This is a genomic window from Xaviernesmea rhizosphaerae (genome assembly GCF_001938945.1).
GTDB classification, from domain to species: Bacteria; Pseudomonadota; Alphaproteobacteria; order Rhizobiales; family Rhizobiaceae; genus Xaviernesmea; species Xaviernesmea rhizosphaerae.
In genome coordinates this window covers 226,272-245,728 of sequence record NZ_MKIO01000041.1, presented here as the reverse complement: position 1 = coordinate 245,728, position 19,457 = coordinate 226,272, and the positions used below count along the sequence as shown (strand labels likewise).

The 19,457-nt window shown below is 66.2% G+C and carries 13 protein-coding genes; 4 read left to right on the top strand and 9 right to left on the bottom strand.

The window, feature by feature from the left end:
* Positions 1-36: 36 nt before the first annotated feature.
* Entirely contained in the window at positions 37-912 is an 876-nt protein-coding gene (locus tag BJF92_RS22025; RefSeq protein WP_075636882.1) for a LysR family transcriptional regulator, read from the bottom strand.
* A gap of 146 nt (positions 913-1,058) precedes the next feature.
* On the opposite strand from BJF92_RS22025, the gene BJF92_RS22020 reads away from it, so the two are divergent.
* Positions 1,059-2,642 carry a proton-conducting transporter transmembrane domain-containing protein gene (locus tag BJF92_RS22020; RefSeq protein WP_075636881.1) on the top strand — a complete coding sequence of 528 codons (1,584 nt, stop codon included), beginning with the start codon at positions 1,059-1,061 and terminating at the stop codon, positions 2,640-2,642.
* A 3-nt stretch (positions 2,643-2,645) separates the two neighbouring features.
* The gene (locus BJF92_RS22015; protein ID WP_075636880.1) at positions 2,646-5,111 is read left to right on the top strand and encodes a YbcC family protein; all 2,466 of its coding nucleotides are present in this window, start codon (positions 2,646-2,648) and stop codon (positions 5,109-5,111) included.
* A 142-nt stretch (positions 5,112-5,253) separates the two neighbouring features.
* Here the strand turns inward: BJF92_RS22015 and BJF92_RS22010 are convergent, their stop codons facing one another.
* Together BJF92_RS22010 and BJF92_RS22005 are read right to left on the bottom strand one after the other, a co-directional pair.
* Complete coding sequence (locus BJF92_RS22010; RefSeq protein ID WP_075636879.1) at positions 5,254-7,104, bottom strand: methyl-accepting chemotaxis protein; 1,851 nt, start codon at positions 7,102-7,104, stop codon at positions 5,254-5,256.
* A gap of 597 nt (positions 7,105-7,701) precedes the next feature.
* Positions 7,702-9,000 carry an MFS transporter gene (locus tag BJF92_RS22005; protein ID WP_075636878.1) on the bottom strand — a complete coding sequence of 433 codons (1,299 nt, stop codon included), beginning with the start codon at positions 8,998-9,000 and terminating at the stop codon, positions 7,702-7,704.
* Between the two features lie 422 nt (positions 9,001-9,422).
* Between BJF92_RS22005 and BJF92_RS22000 the strand changes: the two genes are divergently transcribed.
* Together BJF92_RS22000 and BJF92_RS21995 are read left to right on the top strand one after the other, a co-directional pair.
* A complete protein-coding gene (locus BJF92_RS22000) occupies positions 9,423-11,156 on the top strand; it encodes a sensor histidine kinase (protein ID WP_245294860.1) in 1,734 nt (577 codons plus the stop codon).
* On the top strand, positions 11,153-12,487 hold the full coding sequence (locus BJF92_RS21995) for a sigma-54-dependent transcriptional regulator (RefSeq protein ID WP_075636877.1): 1,335 nt from the start codon (positions 11,153-11,155) through the stop codon (positions 12,485-12,487). The genes BJF92_RS22000 and BJF92_RS21995 overlap by 4 nt, the downstream gene beginning before the upstream one ends.
* 87 nt (positions 12,488-12,574) lie before the next feature.
* Here BJF92_RS21995 and BJF92_RS21990 read toward each other — a convergent pair whose 3' ends face one another.
* The 6 genes from BJF92_RS21990 to rhaS all read right to left on the bottom strand — a co-directional run bounded on the left by BJF92_RS21990 (position 12,575) and on the right by rhaS (position 19,397).
* Positions 12,575-13,990, bottom strand: coding sequence for an FGGY-family carbohydrate kinase (locus BJF92_RS21990; RefSeq protein WP_245294859.1), 1,416 nt, complete (start codon positions 13,988-13,990; stop codon positions 12,575-12,577).
* Between the two features lie 11 nt (positions 13,991-14,001).
* Positions 14,002-14,322, bottom strand: coding sequence for an L-rhamnose mutarotase (rhaM, locus tag BJF92_RS21985; RefSeq protein ID WP_075636876.1), 321 nt, complete (start codon positions 14,320-14,322; stop codon positions 14,002-14,004).
* Positions 14,319-15,359, bottom strand: coding sequence for an ABC transporter permease (locus BJF92_RS21980; RefSeq protein WP_075636875.1), 1,041 nt, complete (start codon positions 15,357-15,359; stop codon positions 14,319-14,321). The genes rhaM and BJF92_RS21980 overlap by 4 nt, the downstream gene beginning before the upstream one ends.
* Positions 15,356-16,357, bottom strand: coding sequence for an ABC transporter permease (locus BJF92_RS21975; protein ID WP_075636874.1), 1,002 nt, complete (start codon positions 16,355-16,357; stop codon positions 15,356-15,358). The genes BJF92_RS21980 and BJF92_RS21975 overlap by 4 nt, the downstream gene beginning before the upstream one ends.
* 112 nt (positions 16,358-16,469) lie before the next feature.
* On the bottom strand, positions 16,470-18,002 hold the full coding sequence (locus BJF92_RS21970; RefSeq protein WP_075636873.1) for a sugar ABC transporter ATP-binding protein: 1,533 nt from the start codon (positions 18,000-18,002) through the stop codon (positions 16,470-16,472).
* A gap of 399 nt (positions 18,003-18,401) precedes the next feature.
* Positions 18,402-19,397, bottom strand: a complete 996-nt coding sequence (gene rhaS / locus BJF92_RS21965; protein ID WP_075636872.1) for a rhamnose ABC transporter substrate-binding protein — start codon at positions 19,395-19,397, stop codon at positions 18,402-18,404.
* Between the last annotated feature and the right edge of the window lie 60 nt (positions 19,398-19,457).

Genomic DNA, 19,457 nt, shown 5'->3' with positions numbered 1-19,457 from the left:
GCGTCTTACACTAACACGCTAAGACAGCCCGATGCCTTATCCCCATTGCCGCAGAAGCGGTGCGATTAGCGGGTTGGGGAAGCGGCGCTTGATGGTGACCGCATGGAAGAATTCCATCATGCCCGGTAGGGCGTCGAACTCCACCAGCGTGCCGGCCTCCAGCTCGCCCTTCACCACGATTGGCGGCAGCACCGCGAGGCCCGCGCCCTCGCGCGTGAGGAGACGCATCATCGCCATGTCGTCCACCTCCGCGGCGATCTGCGGCGTCAGTCCGAGCCTGGCGACGAGGGCCTCGAACTGGGCGCGTACGCCGCTTTCGAGCGTCGGCAGGATGACGGGGTGTTCGGCCAGAAGCTCGGCGAGCCCGGCGCCCGGGCGGCCATAATCCGGCCTGCCGATCAGGCTCACGCGCTGCTGGTAGACGGGCTGGGTGATCAGCGGCGTCACCGAATCGGCCATCGGCGCCTGGTTCAAAAGCACGATGTCGAGGTTCAGCGTTTCCAGCGCGCGCAGCAACTCCGCCGTGCTGCCGGAGCGCAGGATCATGTCGACATCGGCGCGCCCGAGAAGCGGGCGCAGGAATTCGATCTGGAAATTGCGCGAGAGCGTGGCGAGCGCGCCGATGCGGATGGCGCGCCGCGCCTTGCCGGTTTCCTTCAGCGTCTCCACCAGTTCCTCGCCGGCGGAAAAGATCGTATCGGCCCGGTCGAGCGCGATCCGGCCGGCCTCGGTCAGATAGAGCTTGCGACCGCGGCGCTCGAACAGCGCATGGCCAAGCCGCTCCTCCAACTGTTTGATCTGAATGGACAAAGCCGACTGGGACAGGTTCAGCCGCTCGGCCGTGCGCGTCAGGTTTCCATCATGGGCGACGGCGCGAAAATAGCGCAGATGGTGATAGTTCAGCTCGGTCATTCTTCTATTTTATAGAACGTATTTCGCAAAACAATGAATTTTTATCATTCTCCGGCGGCTGGTAACAGGTCTGTGACACCGCTTCCATCCCGCTGACCCGGCAGACTGCGCGCCTCCCGCGCAGCCGCCCAGACCGGAGACGTCCCGTGCTCTACTCCCTGCCGCTTCTCGCGCCGCTGCTGCTTGCCGGCGCCTCACTCTTCGCCTTCCGCGGGCCCGGGCTTCGCCCGCGCCGTGCCATTCAAGTGGCCGAAGGCGCCGCTCTCGCCGCATTTCTCGTCGCCCTGCTGTCCGGCCTGGTGCTGGCGCTGCACGGGCCGGGAACGAGCGTCCCGATCGGCTTCGGCATGCTCGCGCTTTCCTCCCGGCTCGATGCCGTCAGCCTGGTCATGCTGCTGCTCGTGTCCTTCATCGGCTGGGCGGTGTTGCGCTATGCCGGCACCTTCCTGGATGGCGAGCAGAGGCAGGGGCCCTTTACCGGCTGGATGACGGCGACGCTCGCAGCCGTGCTGCTGCTGGTCCAGTCCGGCACGCTGTTGCAATTCGTCATCGGCTGGCTGCTGACGAGCCGGCTTTTGCACCAGCTGCTGCTGTTCTATCCCGAGCGGATCGCCGCGCAGCGGGCCGCGCGCAAGAAGCGAATCGTGTCGCGGATCGGCGATGTCGCCCTGATCGGCGCCGTCCTCCTGCTCGCCAAGGTGTACGGCACCGGCGATATCGCCACCATCCTCGCGGCGGCGCGCGCCGGTGAGGGTCTGCCGGCCGTAACGGTTGCCGCGGCGCTGCTCGCCCTCGTGGCGCTGTTGAAGTCCGCCCAGTTTCCGACCCATGGCTGGCTGACCGAAGTGATGGAAACGCCGACGCCGGTGTCGGCCCTGCTGCATGCGGGCGTGGTCAATGCGGGCGGCTTCCTGCTGATCCGCTTTGCCGATGTCATGCTGCAGGCGCCGGTGGTGCTGGCGGTTCTGGTGATGGTCGGCGGCTTCACCGCGCTGTTCGCCAGCCTGGTCATGCTCACCCAGCCGGCGGTCAAGACCTCGCTTGCCTGGTCCACCGTCGCGCAGATGGGCTTCATGATCCTGCAATGCGGCCTGGCGCTCTTCCCGATCGCGCTGCTGCACATCGTCGCCCATTCGCTCTACAAGGCCCATGCCTTCCTGGCTTCCGGCACGGCGATCGAAACCATTGCCGCAATCAAGCGCCCGGGCCCGATCGCCATTCCGAATGCCCGGGCGGTCGGGCGCGCCTTCCTGCTGGCGCTCGCCATTTATGCGGTGATCGGCCTCCTCTTCGGCTTTGCCGACAAGCCGCCGCAGGCGCTGGCGCTGGGGGCGATCCTGATCTTCGGCGTGGCCTATCTGATTGCGCAGGGCCTTGCCGATGCCGCCCCCTGGGCGCTCACCTGGCGCACCGCGCTCTATGCGATCACGGCCGCCACCACCTATTTCGCCCTGCAGCGCATTGCCGATGCGCTGATGATCGGCACGCTTCCGCCAACGCCCGAGCCCGGCCCGCTGGAATGGACGCTGATGCTCACGGCCATCCTCAGCTTCGGCGCGGTCGCTATCGCGCAGTCGCTCCTCCCGCTCTGGGGCCATCATCCGGCCGCCGCCGGGCTCCGGGTGCATCTGGCCAATGGCCTTTACGTCAATGCCCTCTTCGATCGCCTGCTCGGTGGCTGGACGCTGCCGCGCACCGCCGCCGTAACCGCTGATACCGCAAAGGACTGACCCATGACCGAGAGAATGGCTGTCGATATGCTTCATGGAGAAACGCTGGCAAAGGCCGCGGATCAGGCGGTGCGCGCCATCCCGCCGGCCTGGCCGCTGACGGCGACCGTTGCCGTCAATCCCTTTCTCGGCCAGGTGAACGAGAGCCTGGACCGCACCGCCGCCCGGCTCGCCCGCATCAGTGGCGTTCGGCTGGCGCTGCCGCGGCGGCACTATGCCGAGAGGGTCGAAAAGGGCAAGATCCGTGACGAGGACCTGCTGGCGGCCCTGCGGGCAAGCCCGCTCCCGGGCGGCATGGATCTGGCGGCGCTGAAGGCGGCGCTGGCCGAGGAGCCGCAGCCGGCCGAAGCCTTGCCGACCATTGCCGAACTCGCGGCCCGCGCGACGGGACAGGACTGGCCGGGCCTGGTGCGCGAGCGGATCGGCAGCTTTGCCGCCGGCTTCTTCGATGAAGGACAGGCGCTCTGGGCCGCGTCGCGGCACAATGGGCTCTATGCGGCCTGGCGTGCCTTCGCCACCCATGACCTGACGCCGGAAATCCACGGCCTCAAGGGTTTCGGCATCACCGTGGCCGAAGCGCCCGAAACCGCTGACGCGGCGATTGCGCGCGCCGCCGTCTCGCTTGGTCTTGGGGCCGAGCCCGGCACCTATTTCCATCAGCTGCTGCTGTCGCTCGGCGGCTGGGCGCAGTTCGCCCGCCACCTGCAGTTCAAGGCGGAGATGGACGGGCGCACGGACAGCACCGCGCTCGACCTGCTCGCCATCCGCCTCGTGTTCGAGGAGGCGCTCTATGCCGGCCACAAGGTAGCCATCGAGAGCGCCTGGCAAAAGGTGCGGCGGGTGCATGCCGAGCCGGTCCAGGCCGATCGGGACATCCTGATCGCAAGTGTGCTGCAACTGGCGGCCGAACATGCGGCGCAGCGCCAGCTCGCCGCCACGCTGGCCGCCCCGGTGGCCGCCGCAGCGGTGGCCACTCCGGTCGCGGAAGGGAAGGCGGCGCGCCAGCCGCTGCTGCAGGCGGCCTTCTGCATCGATGTGCGCTCGGAGGTTTTCCGGCGCGCGCTCGAAAGCAGCGATTCCGGCATCCGCACGCTGGGCTTTGCCGGCTTCTTCGGCCTCGGCACCAGCCATAAGGGCTTCGCCTCCTTCGTGGCCGAACACCGCTTGCCGGTTCTCCTGAAGCCCTCCGTCTTCAGCTGCAGCGCCGTGGAGGGCAAGGCCGATGCCGATCTCAAGGCGCGGTTCAACGCCCGGGCGTCACGGGCCTGGGGCCGGTTCAAGCTCGCCGCCGTCTCCTCCTTCGCCTTCGTCGAGGCCGCCGGGCCGGTCTATGCCGCCAAGATCCTGCGCGATGGCCTGGGCCTTGGTGCGGGATTGTGGAAGGGTTCCGCAAAGGCGAAGGGGGTGGACGCGGCGCGGCCGCGCCTTGCGGCTGACATCGACATCGAAACGCAGGCGGCGATGGCCGAGCGGATCCTGCGGGCCATGTCGCTGACCGAAGGCTTTGCCCGCATCGTGCTGATCGCCGGCCATGGCGCCAATGTGGTGAACAACCCCTATGCCAGCGCGCTGCATTGCGGCGCCTGCGGGGGCCATGCCGGCGATGTCAATGCGCGGCTGATCGCCGGCATGCTGAACGACCGGGCGGTGCGCGAACATCTGCGGGCGAAGGGCATCGACATTCCGGCCGGGACCGTCTTCCTCGGCGGCCTGCACGATACCACGACCGACGGGGTCACCCTGTTCGAGGAGGATCTGGAGCAGGGCCTTGCCGCCGACGAACGCGCGCGTATCCGGCAATGGCTGGACAATGCCGGCCGGCTGGCGCGGGCGGAAAGGGCGCTGCGCCTGCCGCTTGCCTCCGGCGACGATGTCGCCGGGCGCAGCCGGGACTGGTCGCAGGTGCGCCCCGAGTTGGGGCTTGCCGGCTGCCGCGCCTTCATCGCCGCGCCGCGCGGGCGCACGGCCGGCCGGTCGCTGGAGGGCCAGGCCTTCCTGCATGATTATGTCTGGCGCAAGGACGAGGGCTTCAAGGTGCTCGAACTGATCCTGACGGCGCCCGTCGTGGTCGCCAGCTGGATCAGCCTGCAATATTTTGGCTCGACGGTGGCACCCTCGCTCTTCGGCGCGGGCAACAAGCTCCTGCACAATGTCGTCGGCGGCATCGGCGTGGTCGAAGGCAATGGCGGCAATCTGCGCGCCGGCCTTCCCTGGCAGTCGGTGCATGACGGGGTCGGCTTCGTGCATGAGCCGCTGCGGCTCACCGTCGCCATCGAGGCGCCGAAGGAGGCGATCGGCAATGTCCTGCGGCAGCATCCGCAGGTTCGCGCCCTGTTCGACAATGGCTGGCTGCACCTCTTCGCGCTCAACGAGCGGGGGCAGATGGCCTGGCGCTATGTCGGCGATCAGGCATGGGAGGCGGCCGGCGCAGACGAAGCCGGCGTGCTTGATCGCAAGCGCGCGGGATAGAACATCGTATTGAAGACTGTTTTCAGTCAGATGCTCTGACGCGCCAGGAGATCAGCGGGCCGAGAGGTGCTCTCCCTTTCGGCCCAAAGCTTTTAAACGTCATGCCGGGACTGCGTGTCGCCCTGGCACCCTCGCGGGCTTCTCAGGCGGCGGCTCTGGTCCCTCTTGCGGAGGGAGTGCGCCAGTCGTCTCGCTGTCTTTCCGGCGCCAGCTGCCGGTTGACGCGGAAGGCGGCGATCAGCTGCAGCAGTTCTTCCGTGTCATTGGCCAGAACCTGAACGGAGGCCGTGGTTTCCTCGGCCATGGCCGCGTTTTGCTGGGTGGCGGTGTCGAGCTGGTTCAGCGTTTCGCTGATGGCGCGCAGGGTCGTGTTCTGCTCGCCGGCGCTGTCGGCGATCGCCTGGACGATGCTGCGCGTGTCGTCGATCTGCCCGGCGATGCGCTTCAGGGCGTCGCCGGCTTCGCCGACCAGGCGCACGCCTTCGTCCACTTCGCCGGTCGAGCGGGCGATCTGTACCTTGATATCCTTGGCGGCGGCGGCCGAACGCTGTGCGAGTTCGCGAACCTCCTGCGCCACCACCGCGAAGCCCTTGCCGCTCTCGCCGGCCCGCGCCGCCTCGACACCGGCATTCAGGGCGAGAAGATTGGTCTGGAAGGCGATCTCGTCGATCACGCCGATGATCTTGCCGATTTCGACGGACGAGCCTTCGATGCTGGACATGGCCGCAATTGCACGGGCGACGATGGTGTCGCTGCGGCGGGCTTCCTCGCTGACGGCCTTGACCTTGCGGGCGGCTTCGTCTGCGCCTTCCGCCGTGTGGCGCACGGTAACGCTCAGCTCGTCGAGTGCGGCGGAGGTTTCCTCCAGGCTTGCGGCCTGGCGCTCGGTGCGCTGGGCCAGATCGTTGGAGGCGTTGCGGATCTCCTCCTTGCTGATGCCGATATCACGGCCGCGCCCGCTGACATGGATCATGGCGCTTTCGAGCTTGCCGAGCGCGCCGTTGAAATTCTCGCGCAGCGCCTGATAGCGCTCGCCGAGATCGCCGCAGCGCACGGTGAGATCGCCGCGCGACAAGCCTTCCAGTGTCTCGCCGATGGTGGCGACCACGCGGGCCTGCAGGGCCGCATCGGCGCGCTGCTGGTCCTGATTGCGCTGCCGCTCCTGGTTGGCGACCTCGCGATGTTCCGCCTCGCTGGCGGCCAGCGCATTGCGCTCCTTGATCTTGTTTTGCAGCGACAGCGTCGCCTTGGCCATCAGTCCTACCTCGTTGCGCATTTCGGAATGCGGAATCGGGCGGTTCACGTCCTCGTCGGCCACGTCGCCCAGCGCATCATGGATCGCCTGCAGGGGCTTGGTGATGCCGCGGATGACATAGAGGGCGGCGGCCATGGCCAGGAGCAGGATGCCGAAGCCCGCCGCCAGCATCTTCATCGTGATTTCGTGCATCTGCGCTTCGAGGTCGTCGAGATACAGACCTGTCACCACCACCACCTTCCAGGGCTCGAAGGCCTGGGCATAGGCGCTCTTGCGGAAGAGCTGGCTCGGGTCGGCGCCAGGCTTCGGCCCATAGAAATCCGTGCGTCCGCCGCCCGCGCGCGCCAGTTTGATCAGTTCCTCCCGGTAGAGCTTGCCTGTCGGGTCCGGCTTGTTGCGCAGATCCTGGCCGACCTTGGCGGGATCAAAGTGGAACATCATTCGCACATCGTAGTCGTAGCCGAAGAAATAGCCGTCCGGGCTGTATTTCATGCTGTTCAACATCGCGAAGGCCTGAGCCTTGGCGTCCGCCTCGCTCAACTCGCCGGCCTGCTGACGCTTGTAATAGACCTGGAGAATGGACAGGGCGCTTTCCACCTCGGTGCGCAGCATCTCATAGCGCTCCTTGTAGAGCGAGTCGGACGAGGTCTTCAGCTGCAGGCCCATCGCCACGCCGAAGGCCAGAATCAGGCCTGCGACCAGGATCAGCAGCTGCTGGGAAATTTTCAGGTTTCGCACTCGACAAGCCCCCTCGGCTGTGCACGGACTGTCTACACTATCCGCATTGAGAATTAAGATATTGTAATAGAGCGCGAACCTTTATTTATGATGTATCCCTACTATTATTTTTGCTCATGATGCTTGCAGTTTCTGAAATTAATACACGCGTCAATCTGCAGAACTCGTTATGTCGGGCAGGCCGTGAAGGATCGCGGATCGGCCAGGCCAGGGCTACGAGGCGTGGGCCATCAGACAGGGCGACATCCCACATCGTGGCTTCAGGCAGCGGATGTGTTCACGGGGGAAAGGATGTGTCGCGCGCCGGCCGCTCGCGAGGATTGCCGGCCGCTCGGCTCCGACAGTGAGATCGCGCGCTCGCTCAACGGAAGAATCTGTCGGCCGCAACCGAGTCTGTCCGACAATAAATCATATAATACCACCTGTTTCATCGAAACGACGCGGTGGCAGCAGCGTCCGGCATCAGGGAAAATGCAGCGGAGGTCGAAAGCGCGGAACCGGCTTCTTTTCGCTCGGGTGATCTGGTGTGCTGCAACAGAACACGGCAGGCACCGGCCCTTGAACCGAAGGGCCGGTGCCTGCCGCAGGGGCGATGCGCTAGTCTTCGAGGATTTCGCTCTGTTTGCTCGTGTCCCGCATGAACAAGTATACCACGAGCGAGATCGCGATCATCGCTGTCACATACCAGTAAAAGCCCTGCTCCCAGCCGCTGCTCTTGAACTGCAGCGCGACGAATTCGGCCGTGCCGCCGAACAGCGTGTTGGCCAGCGCATAGGGAAGCGCGACGCCGAGAGCACGGATATGGGCGGGAAACAGCTCGGCTTTGACCACGGCGTTGATCGAGGTGTAGCCCGTGACGATGACCAACGCTGCCATCACCAGCAGACCGGCGGTCAGCGGATCCTTGGTGTGTTCCAGGGCCGAGAAGATCGGATAGGTGAAGAGCACGCCCAGCACGCCGAAGGTGATCATCAGCGGCTTGCGGCCGATCCTGTCCGAGAGCCCGCCGGCGATCGGCTGAAGCAGCATGAAGACGAACAGCGTCACGGCGTTGATTTCGCTGGCGGTCTCGCGCGAGAAGCCCGAAGTGTTGACCAGGAATTTCTGCATGTAGATCGAGTAGGCATAGAAGGCCAGCGTGCCGCCTGCGGTCAGCAGCATGACGATGGCGGTCTCCTTCGGATGCTTGGTCAGGAGCTGCCAGAAACCCGACTTCGGCTTGTCGCCGGCCTTGACGTTCTTGAAGCTTTCGGTTTCCGCAAGGCCACGGCGCAGCCAGAAGACCACGACAGCCAGGCCGGCGCCGACGAAGAAGGGGATGCGCCATCCCCAGGCGTTCAGCGCCTCGGTGGTCATCACGTTCTGGAGGATGAGCAGCACGGCGATGGCCAGAAGCTGGCCTGAGATCAGCGTGACATATTGGAAGGAGGAGAAGAAGCCGCGGCGATCCTTGCCGGCCATTTCCGAGAGATAGGTGGCGGAGGCGCCATATTCCCCGCCAACCGAGAGGCCCTGCATCAGGCGGGCAATGACGAGAAGCACCGGCGCGGCCACGCCGATCGTCTGATAGTCCGGCGTCAGCGCGATGATCAGCGAGCCTGCGCACATCAGCGTCACCGACAGCGCCAGGCCGGACTTGCGGCCATGACGGTCGGCATAAAGACCCATGATCCAGGCGCCGACGGGCCGCATGACGAAGCCGACGGCGAAGACGGCGGCGGAGTTCAGAAGCTGGGCGGTCTGATCACCGGCGGGAAAGAAATGCGGTGCGAAATACAGGGCAAAGGCGGCATAGACATACCAGTCGAACCATTCGACGAGATTGCCAGTCGAACCGCCGATGATCGATTTCAACCGCTTGCCGCGGTCCGGCGCGTGCGCATCAGCCTTCTTCATCGCGGCTCTATCGAATGCAGTATTCACAGTCTCGATCGACACACTCAGACCCTCCCTGGTCAGGTTGCACAGATGCGCCCTGCGAGCCTCTGCCGGCAGGACCAATAGCGTGTGCGCGGCTCAGGATCGACGTGGCGTCGCCCGGGCAGCCAGCCTCTTGCCCCGGGGCCATGGCTGCTGACCGGCGTCTGGCCGAAGTCTGAAAGCTGTTGGAGCCATCCTCCCGACGGCGCGTGCTATTGGCCGCAGTGTGCGGCAGCGGAGAGTCAATTGTGAACCTTTTGCCACATTTTGCCTAAGTCATTGCCGAGCAAAGGTTTTGTTAAGGTTTCACGCCAATGGAGCCAAAAAGTCGTGCTGATTTCTGCATGGCGTTGCGGCGCGTTGTGCAATATCCTGCACAGATGTTGTCGAAGTCCCGCTTGAAGATCTGGCTGCTCGTGCTGCCTGTCCTGGCTGTTGCCGCGCTCGTCTGGAGCGGGGCATCGCTCTGGTCGCGCCGTGAGGCGGCGGAGCGTCTGGCGCGGGAGGCGGAGACGCTGGCGCGCCAGCATGGCCGGCTGATCGACAGCGAGCTCGCCCGCTTTCGCCTGATGCCGATCGTGCTTGGCGAATATGGCGATCTGGTCGATGCCCTGTCGAACCGTGACCGCGAGACGGCGACGCGCCTCAGCGACAAGCTCGGCTTTCTCGTGCGGGAGACCGGCGCCTCCTATATCTATCTGATCAATCGCGATGGCGTGGCCGTGTCCGCTTCCAATCTGCGCGAGCCAACCAGCTTCGTCGGCCAGGATTTCGGCTTTCGGCCCTATTTCAACGAGGCGATGCGCGACGGCGCGGCCGAATATTATGGCGCCGGCCTGCTCACCCGCCGGGCCGGCCTGTTCCTGGCGCGGCGCGTCGGCGAGAGCGAGGCGGCCTCCGGCGTCGTCGTCGTCAAATATGAGTTCGGCGCGCTCTCGGCGAGCTGGGCGAGCGATCCCGGCCGCACGCTGGTGGTCGATGCCAACGGCATTATTCTCGCCGCGCCGGACGAGGATCAGATCCTGACGACCCTTGCGCCTCTGCCGGCCGCGGTGCGCCAGCAGATCGACCGGATCGGCCAATATGGCGATGCGGCGCTGGAGCAGGGCAAATATCGTTTCGCGGGGCCGGACCGCATCGTCACGGCCGAGGGCGCGCGCATGGTCTATGCCTCGCTGCCCATTGCCGGCACGGATCTGCGCCTGCTGCATCTCCTCGACAGCGGCCCGGCGCGCGCGGCGGCCGATCGGCGCGCGGCGCTTGCCACTCTTGCCATCCTGCCGCTTCTGCTGCTTGCCAGTTTCGCGCTCTGGTGGCGCGCTGACCGCGCCGCCCGGCGGGCGGCCGAGCGGCGCGCGCTCGAGGAGGCCGTGGCCGAGCGCACGGGGCAGCTGCGCAAGGAAATGGGATATCGCGCGCTTGCCGATCAGCGCTACCGCGAGGCGCGCGAGGAGCTGGCGCAGGCCAACCGGCTGGCCTCGGTCGGCTCCATCGCCGCCGGCCTGATGCATGAGATCAACCAGCCCGTGGCCACCATCCGCACGCTGTCGGAAAATGCCCTGCACCATCTCGCCGCCAGCCGCAGCGAGCGCGTGCGCGACAGTCTCGGCACCATGATCGCGATGACGGAACGCATCGGCACGCTGACGCAGGAGATGCGCGGCTTTGCCCGCCGGGGCGAGGAGAAGATCGGCCCCCAGTCGCTCGACGCCATCATCTCCGGCGCCATGCTGCTGATGGAGGACCGGATCGCTAAGGCCGGCATCCGTCTGGACCGGCCGCCATCGGGCCAGCCGAGCGTGCTCGGCAAGCGCGTGGCGCTCGAGCAGGTTCTGGTCAATCTGCTGCAAAATGCCATGGATGCGCTCGAGGCCGTGCCCGATGCGCGGATCGCGATGACGGTCGAGCGCCGCGACGAGACGATCCGCCTGATGGTGGCCGATAACGGGCCGGGCATCGACCCTGCGCTGGGCAAGGACGTGTTTCAGCCCTTCGTCACCGGCAAGCCCAATGGGCTCGGGCTGGGTCTCGGCATCGCCGAGGACATCATGCGCGATGTCGGCGGCGCGCTGGAGATCACCGCCTCGCCCCTTGGCGGCGCGGCCTTTACCGTGACCATGAGGACGGCATGACGCAGAACGCACCGGATCGCATCCTGCTGGTCGACGACAACCCGGCCTTTCGCGCCGCGCTCGCCGATTCCTTCGCCATTGCCGGCCTGGAGGTCGAGCTGCATGAGGACGGGCAATCCGCGCTCGCCAGCCTCTCCGGCACGCTGCCTGGCGTCGTCGTCACCGATCTTCGCATGCCCCGCCTCGACGGCAATGATCTGTTCGAGGCCATTCTTGCGCGCGACCGGGAATTGCCCGTGATCCTCATGACGGGCCATGGCGATATTGCCATGGCGGTGGCGGCGCTGAAGCGCGGCGCCTTCGATTTTCTGGCCAAGCCCTTCATGACCGACCATCTGATCGCCTCCGTCAGACGCGCGCTGGAAACGCGGCGTCTCGTCGTCGAAAATCGGCGTCTGCGCCAGGCGGCGCTGGAGGCGGAGCAGGCCTCGCCGCTGCTGGGCCAGACGCCGGCCATGGTCCAGCTGCGCGACATGATCCAGCGGATCGCCCATACCGACGTCAACGTGCTGATCGAGGGCGAGACCGGCACGGGCAAGGAGCTGATCGCCAGGCTGCTGCATCAGGGAAGTCCGCGGCGCGGACGCCCTTTCATCCGCGTCGATTGCGCCGCGGTGACCGAGGCGATGGTCGACGACACCCTGTTCGGGACCCGCCTGCGCCGTGGCCAGATTGCCGAGGCGCAGCGCGGCACGCTGTTTCTGGACGGGGCGGAGGCCATGTCGCCGCTGATGCAGGGGCGGATGCTGGCCATTGCCGAAAACCGCGAAATGCCGAGCCCGGCGGGCGGCATGGTTCCCGTCGATGTCAGGATCATCGCCGCGACCAAGAAGCCCCTTGCCGGTGGCGAGGGGACGACCGGCTTTCGCGAGGATCTGCTCTATCACCTCGAAACGGTCCGCGTCAGTGTGCCGCCGCTGCGCGCGCGGCGCGGTGACATCGCGCTTCTGTTCAACGTTTTCCTCGAGGATGCAGCGCGCCGTTACGGCCTGGCCAGCGTGCCCATGGATGCGGCGATCGAGACCTGCCTCTTGACCGGCGAATGGCCCGGCAATGTGCGCGAATTGCGCAATTACGCCACCCAGGTCGCGCTCGGCCTTGCCGCCAAACGGCCCGCGCTTTCGAGCCGGCTGGGCCTGGCGGAGCAGATGGACGCCTTCGAGGCCAGCGTGCTGACCCAGGCGCTTCAAAACCATGGGGGCGATGCCAATGCGGTGGCGCAAGCGCTCAAGCTGCCACGGCGCAGCCTTTATGCCCGGCTCCAGCGGCTGAACATCCAGCCCGCCGTCTTCCGCGCATCCCCTTCGCGCAAGGCGCGCGACGAGACATGACGCACCGGCGCGAAAGGTCGGAACCGGCTTTTCGGGAAAATCCGCCCGCTCAGGCCAGATCCGCCCGTTCAGGCCACATCCGCACATTCAAACAAGCGTCGCGGCCCGCCAGGCTGCGGCATAGGCATCCATCGGCAGCGGGGCGACCGCGCGGGCCTGTGCCGGCACGGCCGGGCCGCCCGCCAGGCAGGCCGCGCCTGCCGAGGTGCCGGTGGAACTTCCCAGCGCCAGCACCTCTGCCCCCGTGACGCCGGAGAGGGCGGCGAGATAGGTCTCGTTGGCCGAGAACGGCCCTTCGACCAGGATCGGCCCGCGCCGGCCGAGCAGCGCCAGGCCGCTGGCGGTCATCAGCGCGAGATAGAGGGCAATGGCCGCATGCCGCTCGGCATCGCTCACCCCCGTCTCACTGCGCCAGCCGCCTTGCCGCCTCGGGAAAGGGCCGGAGCCCGGCACGGCATTGGGCAGGTACATGATCCCGCGCGCGAGCAGGCCCGGCACGGCGGCGGCAATCTCGGGCGCGGACACGGGCGGAAGATCCGCCGTCAGCCGCTCATATTCGCGCCCGCCCATGAAACGGGCGGAGGGCACGGCGCGGCCGAGCGCATCGACATTGGCAAGCGTGTCGCGCGCGGGATCGAGATGGTCGAGATCGCCGCCAACGGCAAAGCTGACCACCCAGGTGCCTGTGGACACCACCGACAAGGCGCCCTCCCGCGTCATAAGATGCGGCAGCAGCGAGGCGTTGCTGTCATGCAGGCCGCAGAAGACGGGCAGGGAGCCGGGCAGGCCGAGCCCGGCCGCGATGTCCGGTAGGACCGGCCCGAGCACATCGAAGGCCGGGCGCGGCGCGGCGATGAGGTCCCCAAGCGCCAGCCGGTCGACAAGGCTGGAAAAGCCGCCCTCGCGCGGGCGCCAGAGATCGGTATGGCAGCCGAGCGACGTCACCTCCGTGGCGAAGACGCCGGTGAGCCGGCCCGCCCAATATTGCGCATAGGTGACGATGCGCTCGACACGAGCGAAGTCGTCCGGGAAGCTCCGCTTCTGATAATGCAGCTGCGCGCCGAGATTGAGCCCGCCCGGCAGGCGCGGCGAGAAGGTCTCGGCAAAGTCGGGCCTGAGACGGTCATAATCGGCCCGGATTTCCTGGGGATAAGCATGCTCGTAATCGAGGACGGGCAAAGCGAGCGCGCCCTCGGCATCGAGAAGGGCAGCCGCCGCCCCATGGGTGGTGACGGAAATCGCCTCGAAGCCGGTTTCGCGGAAGAGCGCCCCGAGCGCGTCGAGAATGAAGCGCCACAGCGCGTCCGTATCGTAATGCGGATAGGGGCCGTCCGTCAGCACCCGGTTCGGCATGCGCCGGGCGGCGATCTCGGCGCCGCTGCCGCGCTCCACAACCACCAGCTTGGCATTGGTCTTGCCGATGTCGATGACGGCGATGCGGGAGAAGAGGGTAGTCCTTTCAGGCTGGGTCCTGTCCGGCTTGATCATCTCCGGTTTGGTCATGGCAAGGCGCGTCACGGCAGGTGGAACAGGGTGACGAGTTCGCCCTGCAGGGGCGAGTTGTCGGGGTTGGTCTCCATGATATCGGCCATATGCGCCCACCAGCGTTTCATGACGGGATGATCGGGCAAGGCGGCCATGCCGTGATCCTTCGGCCGGGTCAGCACGCCGAACAGCGTGTTGGTCGCCCGGTCGAGATGGATCGAATAGTCGCGCACGCCAGCCTCGTGCAGAAGCGCGGCCAGCTCCGGCCAGAGCGCATCATGGCGGCGGCGATACTCGTCCTCCATGCCGGGATGCAGTTTCATGGTGAAGGCGTGCAGCTCGGTGTTCATGACTTGCCCATGGCTTTGATGCGGCCGGCGATGATCGGCAGCGCGATGGTGACGATCAGCAGAAGGCCGATGAAGATCGACATGACGATCCCGGGCACGTTGAGCAGCCCGAGGCCGAAGGTGACGAGGCCCATGACGAAGGCGGCGATGACCACGCCGCCAATGGTGCCGGCGCCGCCGAGAATGGAGACGCCGCCGAGCACCACCATGGTCACCACTTCCAGCTCCCAGCCCTGCGCGATCGACGGCCGCGTGGAGCCGAGGCGGGATGTGAGGCAGATGGCGGCGATGCCGCTCATCAGCCCGGTCAACAGGAACAGGATGAATTTCACGCGCTCCACCGGGATGCCGGAGAAGCGGGCGGCGAAATCATTGTTGCCGATGACGAAGACCTGCCGGCCGAAATTGGTGGCATGCAGCAGCACCGAGAAGAGGATGGCGGCGACGGCGAACAGCGCGAATTCGAAGGAGATAGGGCCGAGCACATAGCCCTGGCCGAAGAAGGCGAAGCTTTCGGGATAGCCGCCATAGGCCTGATCGCCGAGCACGATATAGGAGATGCCGCGATAGAGGCTCATCGTGCCGATGGTGACGACGATCGAGGGTAGACGCATGACCGAAACCAGGAAGCCGTTGACCAGCCCGCAGCCAAGGCCGACGCCAAGGCCGATCGCCACCAGGCCTGCTGTGCCGATGCCCGCCTGCGCCGCGGCCCCCATGGCCGTAGAGGCAAGCGCGATGATGGCGGCGACCGAGAGGTCGATCTCGCCGGAGATGACGAGAAGCGCCATGGCAAAAGCGATCAGCGCCTTTTCGGTGAAGTTGAAGGTGGCGTCCGACAGGTTCCAGATGTTGAGGAAATAAGGAGAGGCCAACGCGTTGGCGATGAAGATCGCGACAGCGACGCCGAACAGCAGCACCTCCCAGCGGCGCAGGATGCGGGCAAAGGGCGTGCCCAGTCGGTCGGGGATCGCGCGGCGCGGGGCAGAGCCTTCGGCCGGAGCCGGATTTCGGGTTTCGGGCGTCTGCGTGGTCATGCGGAAACCTCCTGTGCACGGGGTGCTGCGGCGCGGTCGCGCAGGATGATGCGGCCGCGGGCGCGCTCGCGCCGGGCATTGAAGAGAACGGCGAGGATGATGACGGAGCCCGAGATCGCCATCTGGGTGAAGGGCGAGATGCCGATGACGGGCAGCGCATTCTTGATGACGCCGAGGAACAGCGCGCCGAGAACGGTGCCGATCACCGTGCCGACGCCGCCAGCGATCGCCACGCCGCCGATGACGCAGGCGGCGACGCTGTCCAGCTCGAAGCCATTGGCGATATCGACATAAGCGACCGCATAGCGCGACACCCAGAGATAGCTCGAAAGCCCGGCCAGCGCGCCCGAGAGCACGAAGGCGCGATAGCGCGTGCGTCCGACATCGATGCCGGCATAGACGGCGGCGACCGGATTGCCGCCCGCCGCATAGGCCGCGCGGCCGAAGGGGCTGTAGCGCAACAGCGCGGCGATGAAGACCACCACGGCGATGGCGCACCAGGACAGCACCGGCAGGCCGAGCACCACGGCGCGCGGCACGTCGAGGAAGGTGGGCGTCATCTGATGCGCGTTGACCCAAGCGCCGCCTGACAGCACGAAGGCCATGCCGCGATAGATGGTGAGCGTGCCGAGCGTGACGACGATGGGCGGAATTTCCAGCCGCCAGACGAGGAAGCCGTTGACGGCGCCCAGCGCGGCGCCCAGCGCGATGGCCGCAAGAATGAGAAAGGGCAGGGGCACGGCGGGAAAGGCCGCGTTGATCATGGCGATCGCCATGCCGGTCAGCGCCAGATTGGCGGCAACGGAGAGATCGATGGCCTTGGTCAGGATCACCATCATCTGCGCCAGCGCCAGGATGATCAGGATCGCGGTGTCGTTGAAGATCCGGCCGAGATTGTCAGGGCTGGCAAAGCCGGCAGCGCGGGTGGAGAAGGCGGCGACCATCGCGGCGATGATCAGGAAGAGCAGCGTCTCGCGCCGTTTGAGAAAGCGGGCCATGGTCTTGTCCTCTGGAGCATCGGACCGAAAAGTGGGCACCGGTTTTCGGGAAATCCGATGCGAAAACAAAAATCTAGAGCATCGCACTGAGTGCTGTTTCCAGTCCGATGCTCTAGGCATTGCCGGTGGCGGCGCGCACCAGGGTTTCCGGGCTGAGGCTCTCGCGGTCGAACATCCCCGAGATCAGCCCTTCCTTCATCACCATCACCCGGTCGGACATGCCCAGAACCTCGGGCAGCTCGGAGGAGATCATGATGATCGACAGGCCCTCGGCGGCGAGTTCGGAGATGAAGCCGTGAACGGCCGCCTTCGAGCCGATGTCGATGCCTTTGGTCGGCTCATCGAGAATGATGACCTTCGGCTTGGTCGCCAGCCATTTTCCGATCACCACCTTCTGCTGGTTGCCGCCCGACAGCGTGCCGACGGGCACGGAGAGGGCGGCGGCGCGCAGGTCCAGCCGCTCGGCATAGCTGCGCGCCAGCGCGAATTCCTCCGCCGCCCGCAGGAAACCCCTGCGCGAAGTGCGCGCCAGCGAGGGCAGCGTCATGTTCTGGTAGATCGGCATCGGCAGGGCCAGGCCATGGCGGCCGCGCTCTTCCGGCACATAGACGATGCCGGCGGCAATGGCGTCGCGCGGCGTTGCGACCGTCAGCGGCCGGCCCTCCAGCGCCAGCGCGCCGGACGAGGGGCGGGTGATGCCGAACAGCGCATGGGCCAGCTCCGAACGGCCGGCGCCGATCAGCCCGTAAACGCCGAGGATCTCGCCCTTGCGCAGGGTGAAGGAGATGTCGCGAAACTCGGTGGGATGGGTATAGGCCTTGACCTCCAGCACCGGCCCGCCGAGCGTCACCGGCAGTTTCGGAAAGGCGTTCTTGACGTCGCGGCCGACCATAAGGCGGATGATGGCATCCTGCGGCGTCTCCTTCAGCCGGCCGGCGCCGACCGAGCGGCCATCGCGAAAGACGACGAAATTCTCGGCGATCTCGTAGAGCTCGTCGAATTTGTGGCTGATGAACAGCACGGCCTTGCCCGCATCCTTGAGCGTCTGCACAATGCGGAAAAGATCGTCGATCTCCTTGCGCGACAGGGCCGCCGTCGGCTCGTCCATGATGACGATGCGGGCTTCAGTCGACAGCGCGCGGGCAATTGCCACCAGGTGCCGCTGGGCGATCGACAGCTCCTTCAGCCGCAGGCCGGGATCGATCGGCGCCTCCAGTGCGACCAGCAGCCTCGCGGCTTCCGCCATCATCCGCCCCCAGTCGATCCGTCCGAACCGGCCTCGGGGCGCATGGCCGAGAAAGATGTTTTCAGCCACCGTCAGTTCATCGAACAACACGGTTTCCTGATGGATGGCGGTGATGCCGGCGTTAAGCGCCGCCTGCGCATTGGCAAAGCGCACCGGCTGGCCGTCGATCAGGATCTCGCCCTCGCTCGGCCGGTAGATGCCGGTCAGGATCTTGACCAGCGTGGATTTGCCGGCCCCGTTTTCGCCGATCAGCGCGGTGACCTGGCCCGGATAGAGCGCGACCGCCACACCGTCCAGCGCGCGCACACCGGGAAAGACCTGGGAGATGCCGCGCATTTCCAGGATCGGCGCGGCCTGCGTCGCCGGCGCGGCCAGAGGCTTCGGGATGGTTGCGTTCATGATGAGACCTGTGGGACACGGGCTTGCATGGGATAGATCCGGTTGATCGACCGCCGGAGCGTCGGACTGAAAATCGAGCGCCCTTCGACGCCGAAAGGGCTTTGAGGAAGTCGAACGATCGCCTCCGGTCATGATCGATCATGATCAAGCGCACGCAATGTTCACAGCATGATCGAGCGGTTTCAGCCTCCGAATCCCTCTCATCCGGCTGCTGGCACCCGACCGGGGACGAGCCGTGTGGCTCGTCCTGTTCTGCGGATCCCCGCTGGAGAGGCCATCCAGCCGCCGCTCGTTGCTGGTAAGGCATCGGCTTGGGGCAGGTGTCTCCTCTCCCCATCGGGGAGAGGGCAGGGTGAGGGGGCCTTGGCGATCGTCCGCTATGCGGTGGGCGAATCGATCTCAGAAGACCTTCGAGAACTGATCGATATTGCCGGCATTGTAGACGAAGGGGTCACCCATGGCCGCCTCGCCATTGGCGCCGACCTTGATCTTGCCCATGCGGCCGGCTTCGATTTCCGAGCCCGGCTTGCCGTCCGTATCGCCCTTGACCAGATGATAGCTGATCTGGGTGGCGGTGTAGCCGAGGTCGATCGGGTTCCAGATGGCGAATTCCTTGGTCGCGCCGGACTTGATCGCGCCCGCCATTTCCGAGGGAAGGCCGAGGCCGGTGACATAGACCTGGCCGATCTTGCCGGCATCCTTCACCGCCTGGGAGGCCGCGAGCACGCCGACCGTGGTGGGCGCCACGATGACCTTGACGTCGGGATGCGCGGTCAGCAGGCCCTGGGCCTCGCGATAGCTCTTGTCTGAGAGGTCGTCGCCATAGACCGTCGTCACCAGCTTCAGGCCGGGGAAGTCCTTCAGCTGTTTCTTCATCTCGCCGATCCAGATATTCTGGTTGGTCGAGGTGGTGGTGGCCGAAAGAATGGCGAAATCGCCCTTGCCGCCTTCGAGATGGTCGGCGGCCAGCTGCAGGCACATCTTGCCGATCAGCTCGTTGGACGAGGGGTTGAGCTGCAGGATGCGGCCGGCCGGCGCCACGCCGGAATCCCAGGAGATCACCTTGATGCCGCGCTGGGCCGCCTTCTTCAGCGCCGGAACCACGGCATCCGGGTCATTGGCGGAAATGGCGATGGCATTGACGCCCTGCGCGATCAGCGCGTTGATCACCTCGATCTGCCCTTCGGCCGTCGTGGTGGTCGGGCCGGTATAGATGATCTCGACGCCGCCGAGTTCCTTGGCCGCTTCCTGCGCGCCCTTGTTGGCGGCTTCGAAGAAGCCGTTGCCGAGCGACTTGACGACGAGGCCGATCTTCATGTCGGCCGCCGAGGCGGCGCCCGCCATCAGGGCCACGGCCAGCGCCACGCCGGCGGCGAGAGCTGTCTTGAGTTTCATGGTCTTTCCTCCCATTTCAAACAACATCGCGGTTCCTCCTCCGCTCCGTCGCGCAACCGC

Excerpts from the sequence above, each read along its gene's own strand:
- BJF92_RS22025 (WP_075636882.1), bottom strand. The coding sequence starts at position 912 with ATGACCGAGCTGAACTATCACCATCTGCGCTATTTTCGCGCCGTCGCC.
- BJF92_RS22015 (WP_075636880.1), top strand. The coding sequence starts at position 2,646 with ATGACCGAGAGAATGGCTGTCGATATGCTTCATGGAGAAACGCTGGCA.
- BJF92_RS22005 (WP_075636878.1), bottom strand. The coding sequence starts at position 9,000 with ATGAAGAAGGCTGATGCGCACGCGCCGGACCGCGGCAAGCGGTTGAAA.
- BJF92_RS21995 (WP_075636877.1), top strand. The coding sequence starts at position 11,153 with ATGACGCAGAACGCACCGGATCGCATCCTGCTGGTCGACGACAACCCG.
- BJF92_RS21990 (WP_245294859.1), bottom strand. The coding sequence starts at position 13,990 with ATGACCAAACCGGAGATGATCAAGCCGGACAGGACCCAGCCTGAAAGG.
- rhaM (WP_075636876.1), bottom strand. The coding sequence starts at position 14,322 with ATGAACACCGAGCTGCACGCCTTCACCATGAAACTGCATCCCGGCATG.
- BJF92_RS21980 (WP_075636875.1), bottom strand. The coding sequence starts at position 15,359 with ATGACCACGCAGACGCCCGAAACCCGAAATCCGGCTCCGGCCGAAGGC.
- BJF92_RS21975 (WP_075636874.1), bottom strand. The coding sequence starts at position 16,357 with ATGGCCCGCTTTCTCAAACGGCGCGAGACGCTGCTCTTCCTGATCATC.
- BJF92_RS21970 (WP_075636873.1), bottom strand. The coding sequence starts at position 18,002 with ATGAACGCAACCATCCCGAAGCCTCTGGCCGCGCCGGCGACGCAGGCC.
- rhaS (WP_075636872.1), bottom strand. The coding sequence starts at position 19,397 with ATGAAACTCAAGACAGCTCTCGCCGCCGGCGTGGCGCTGGCCGTGGCC.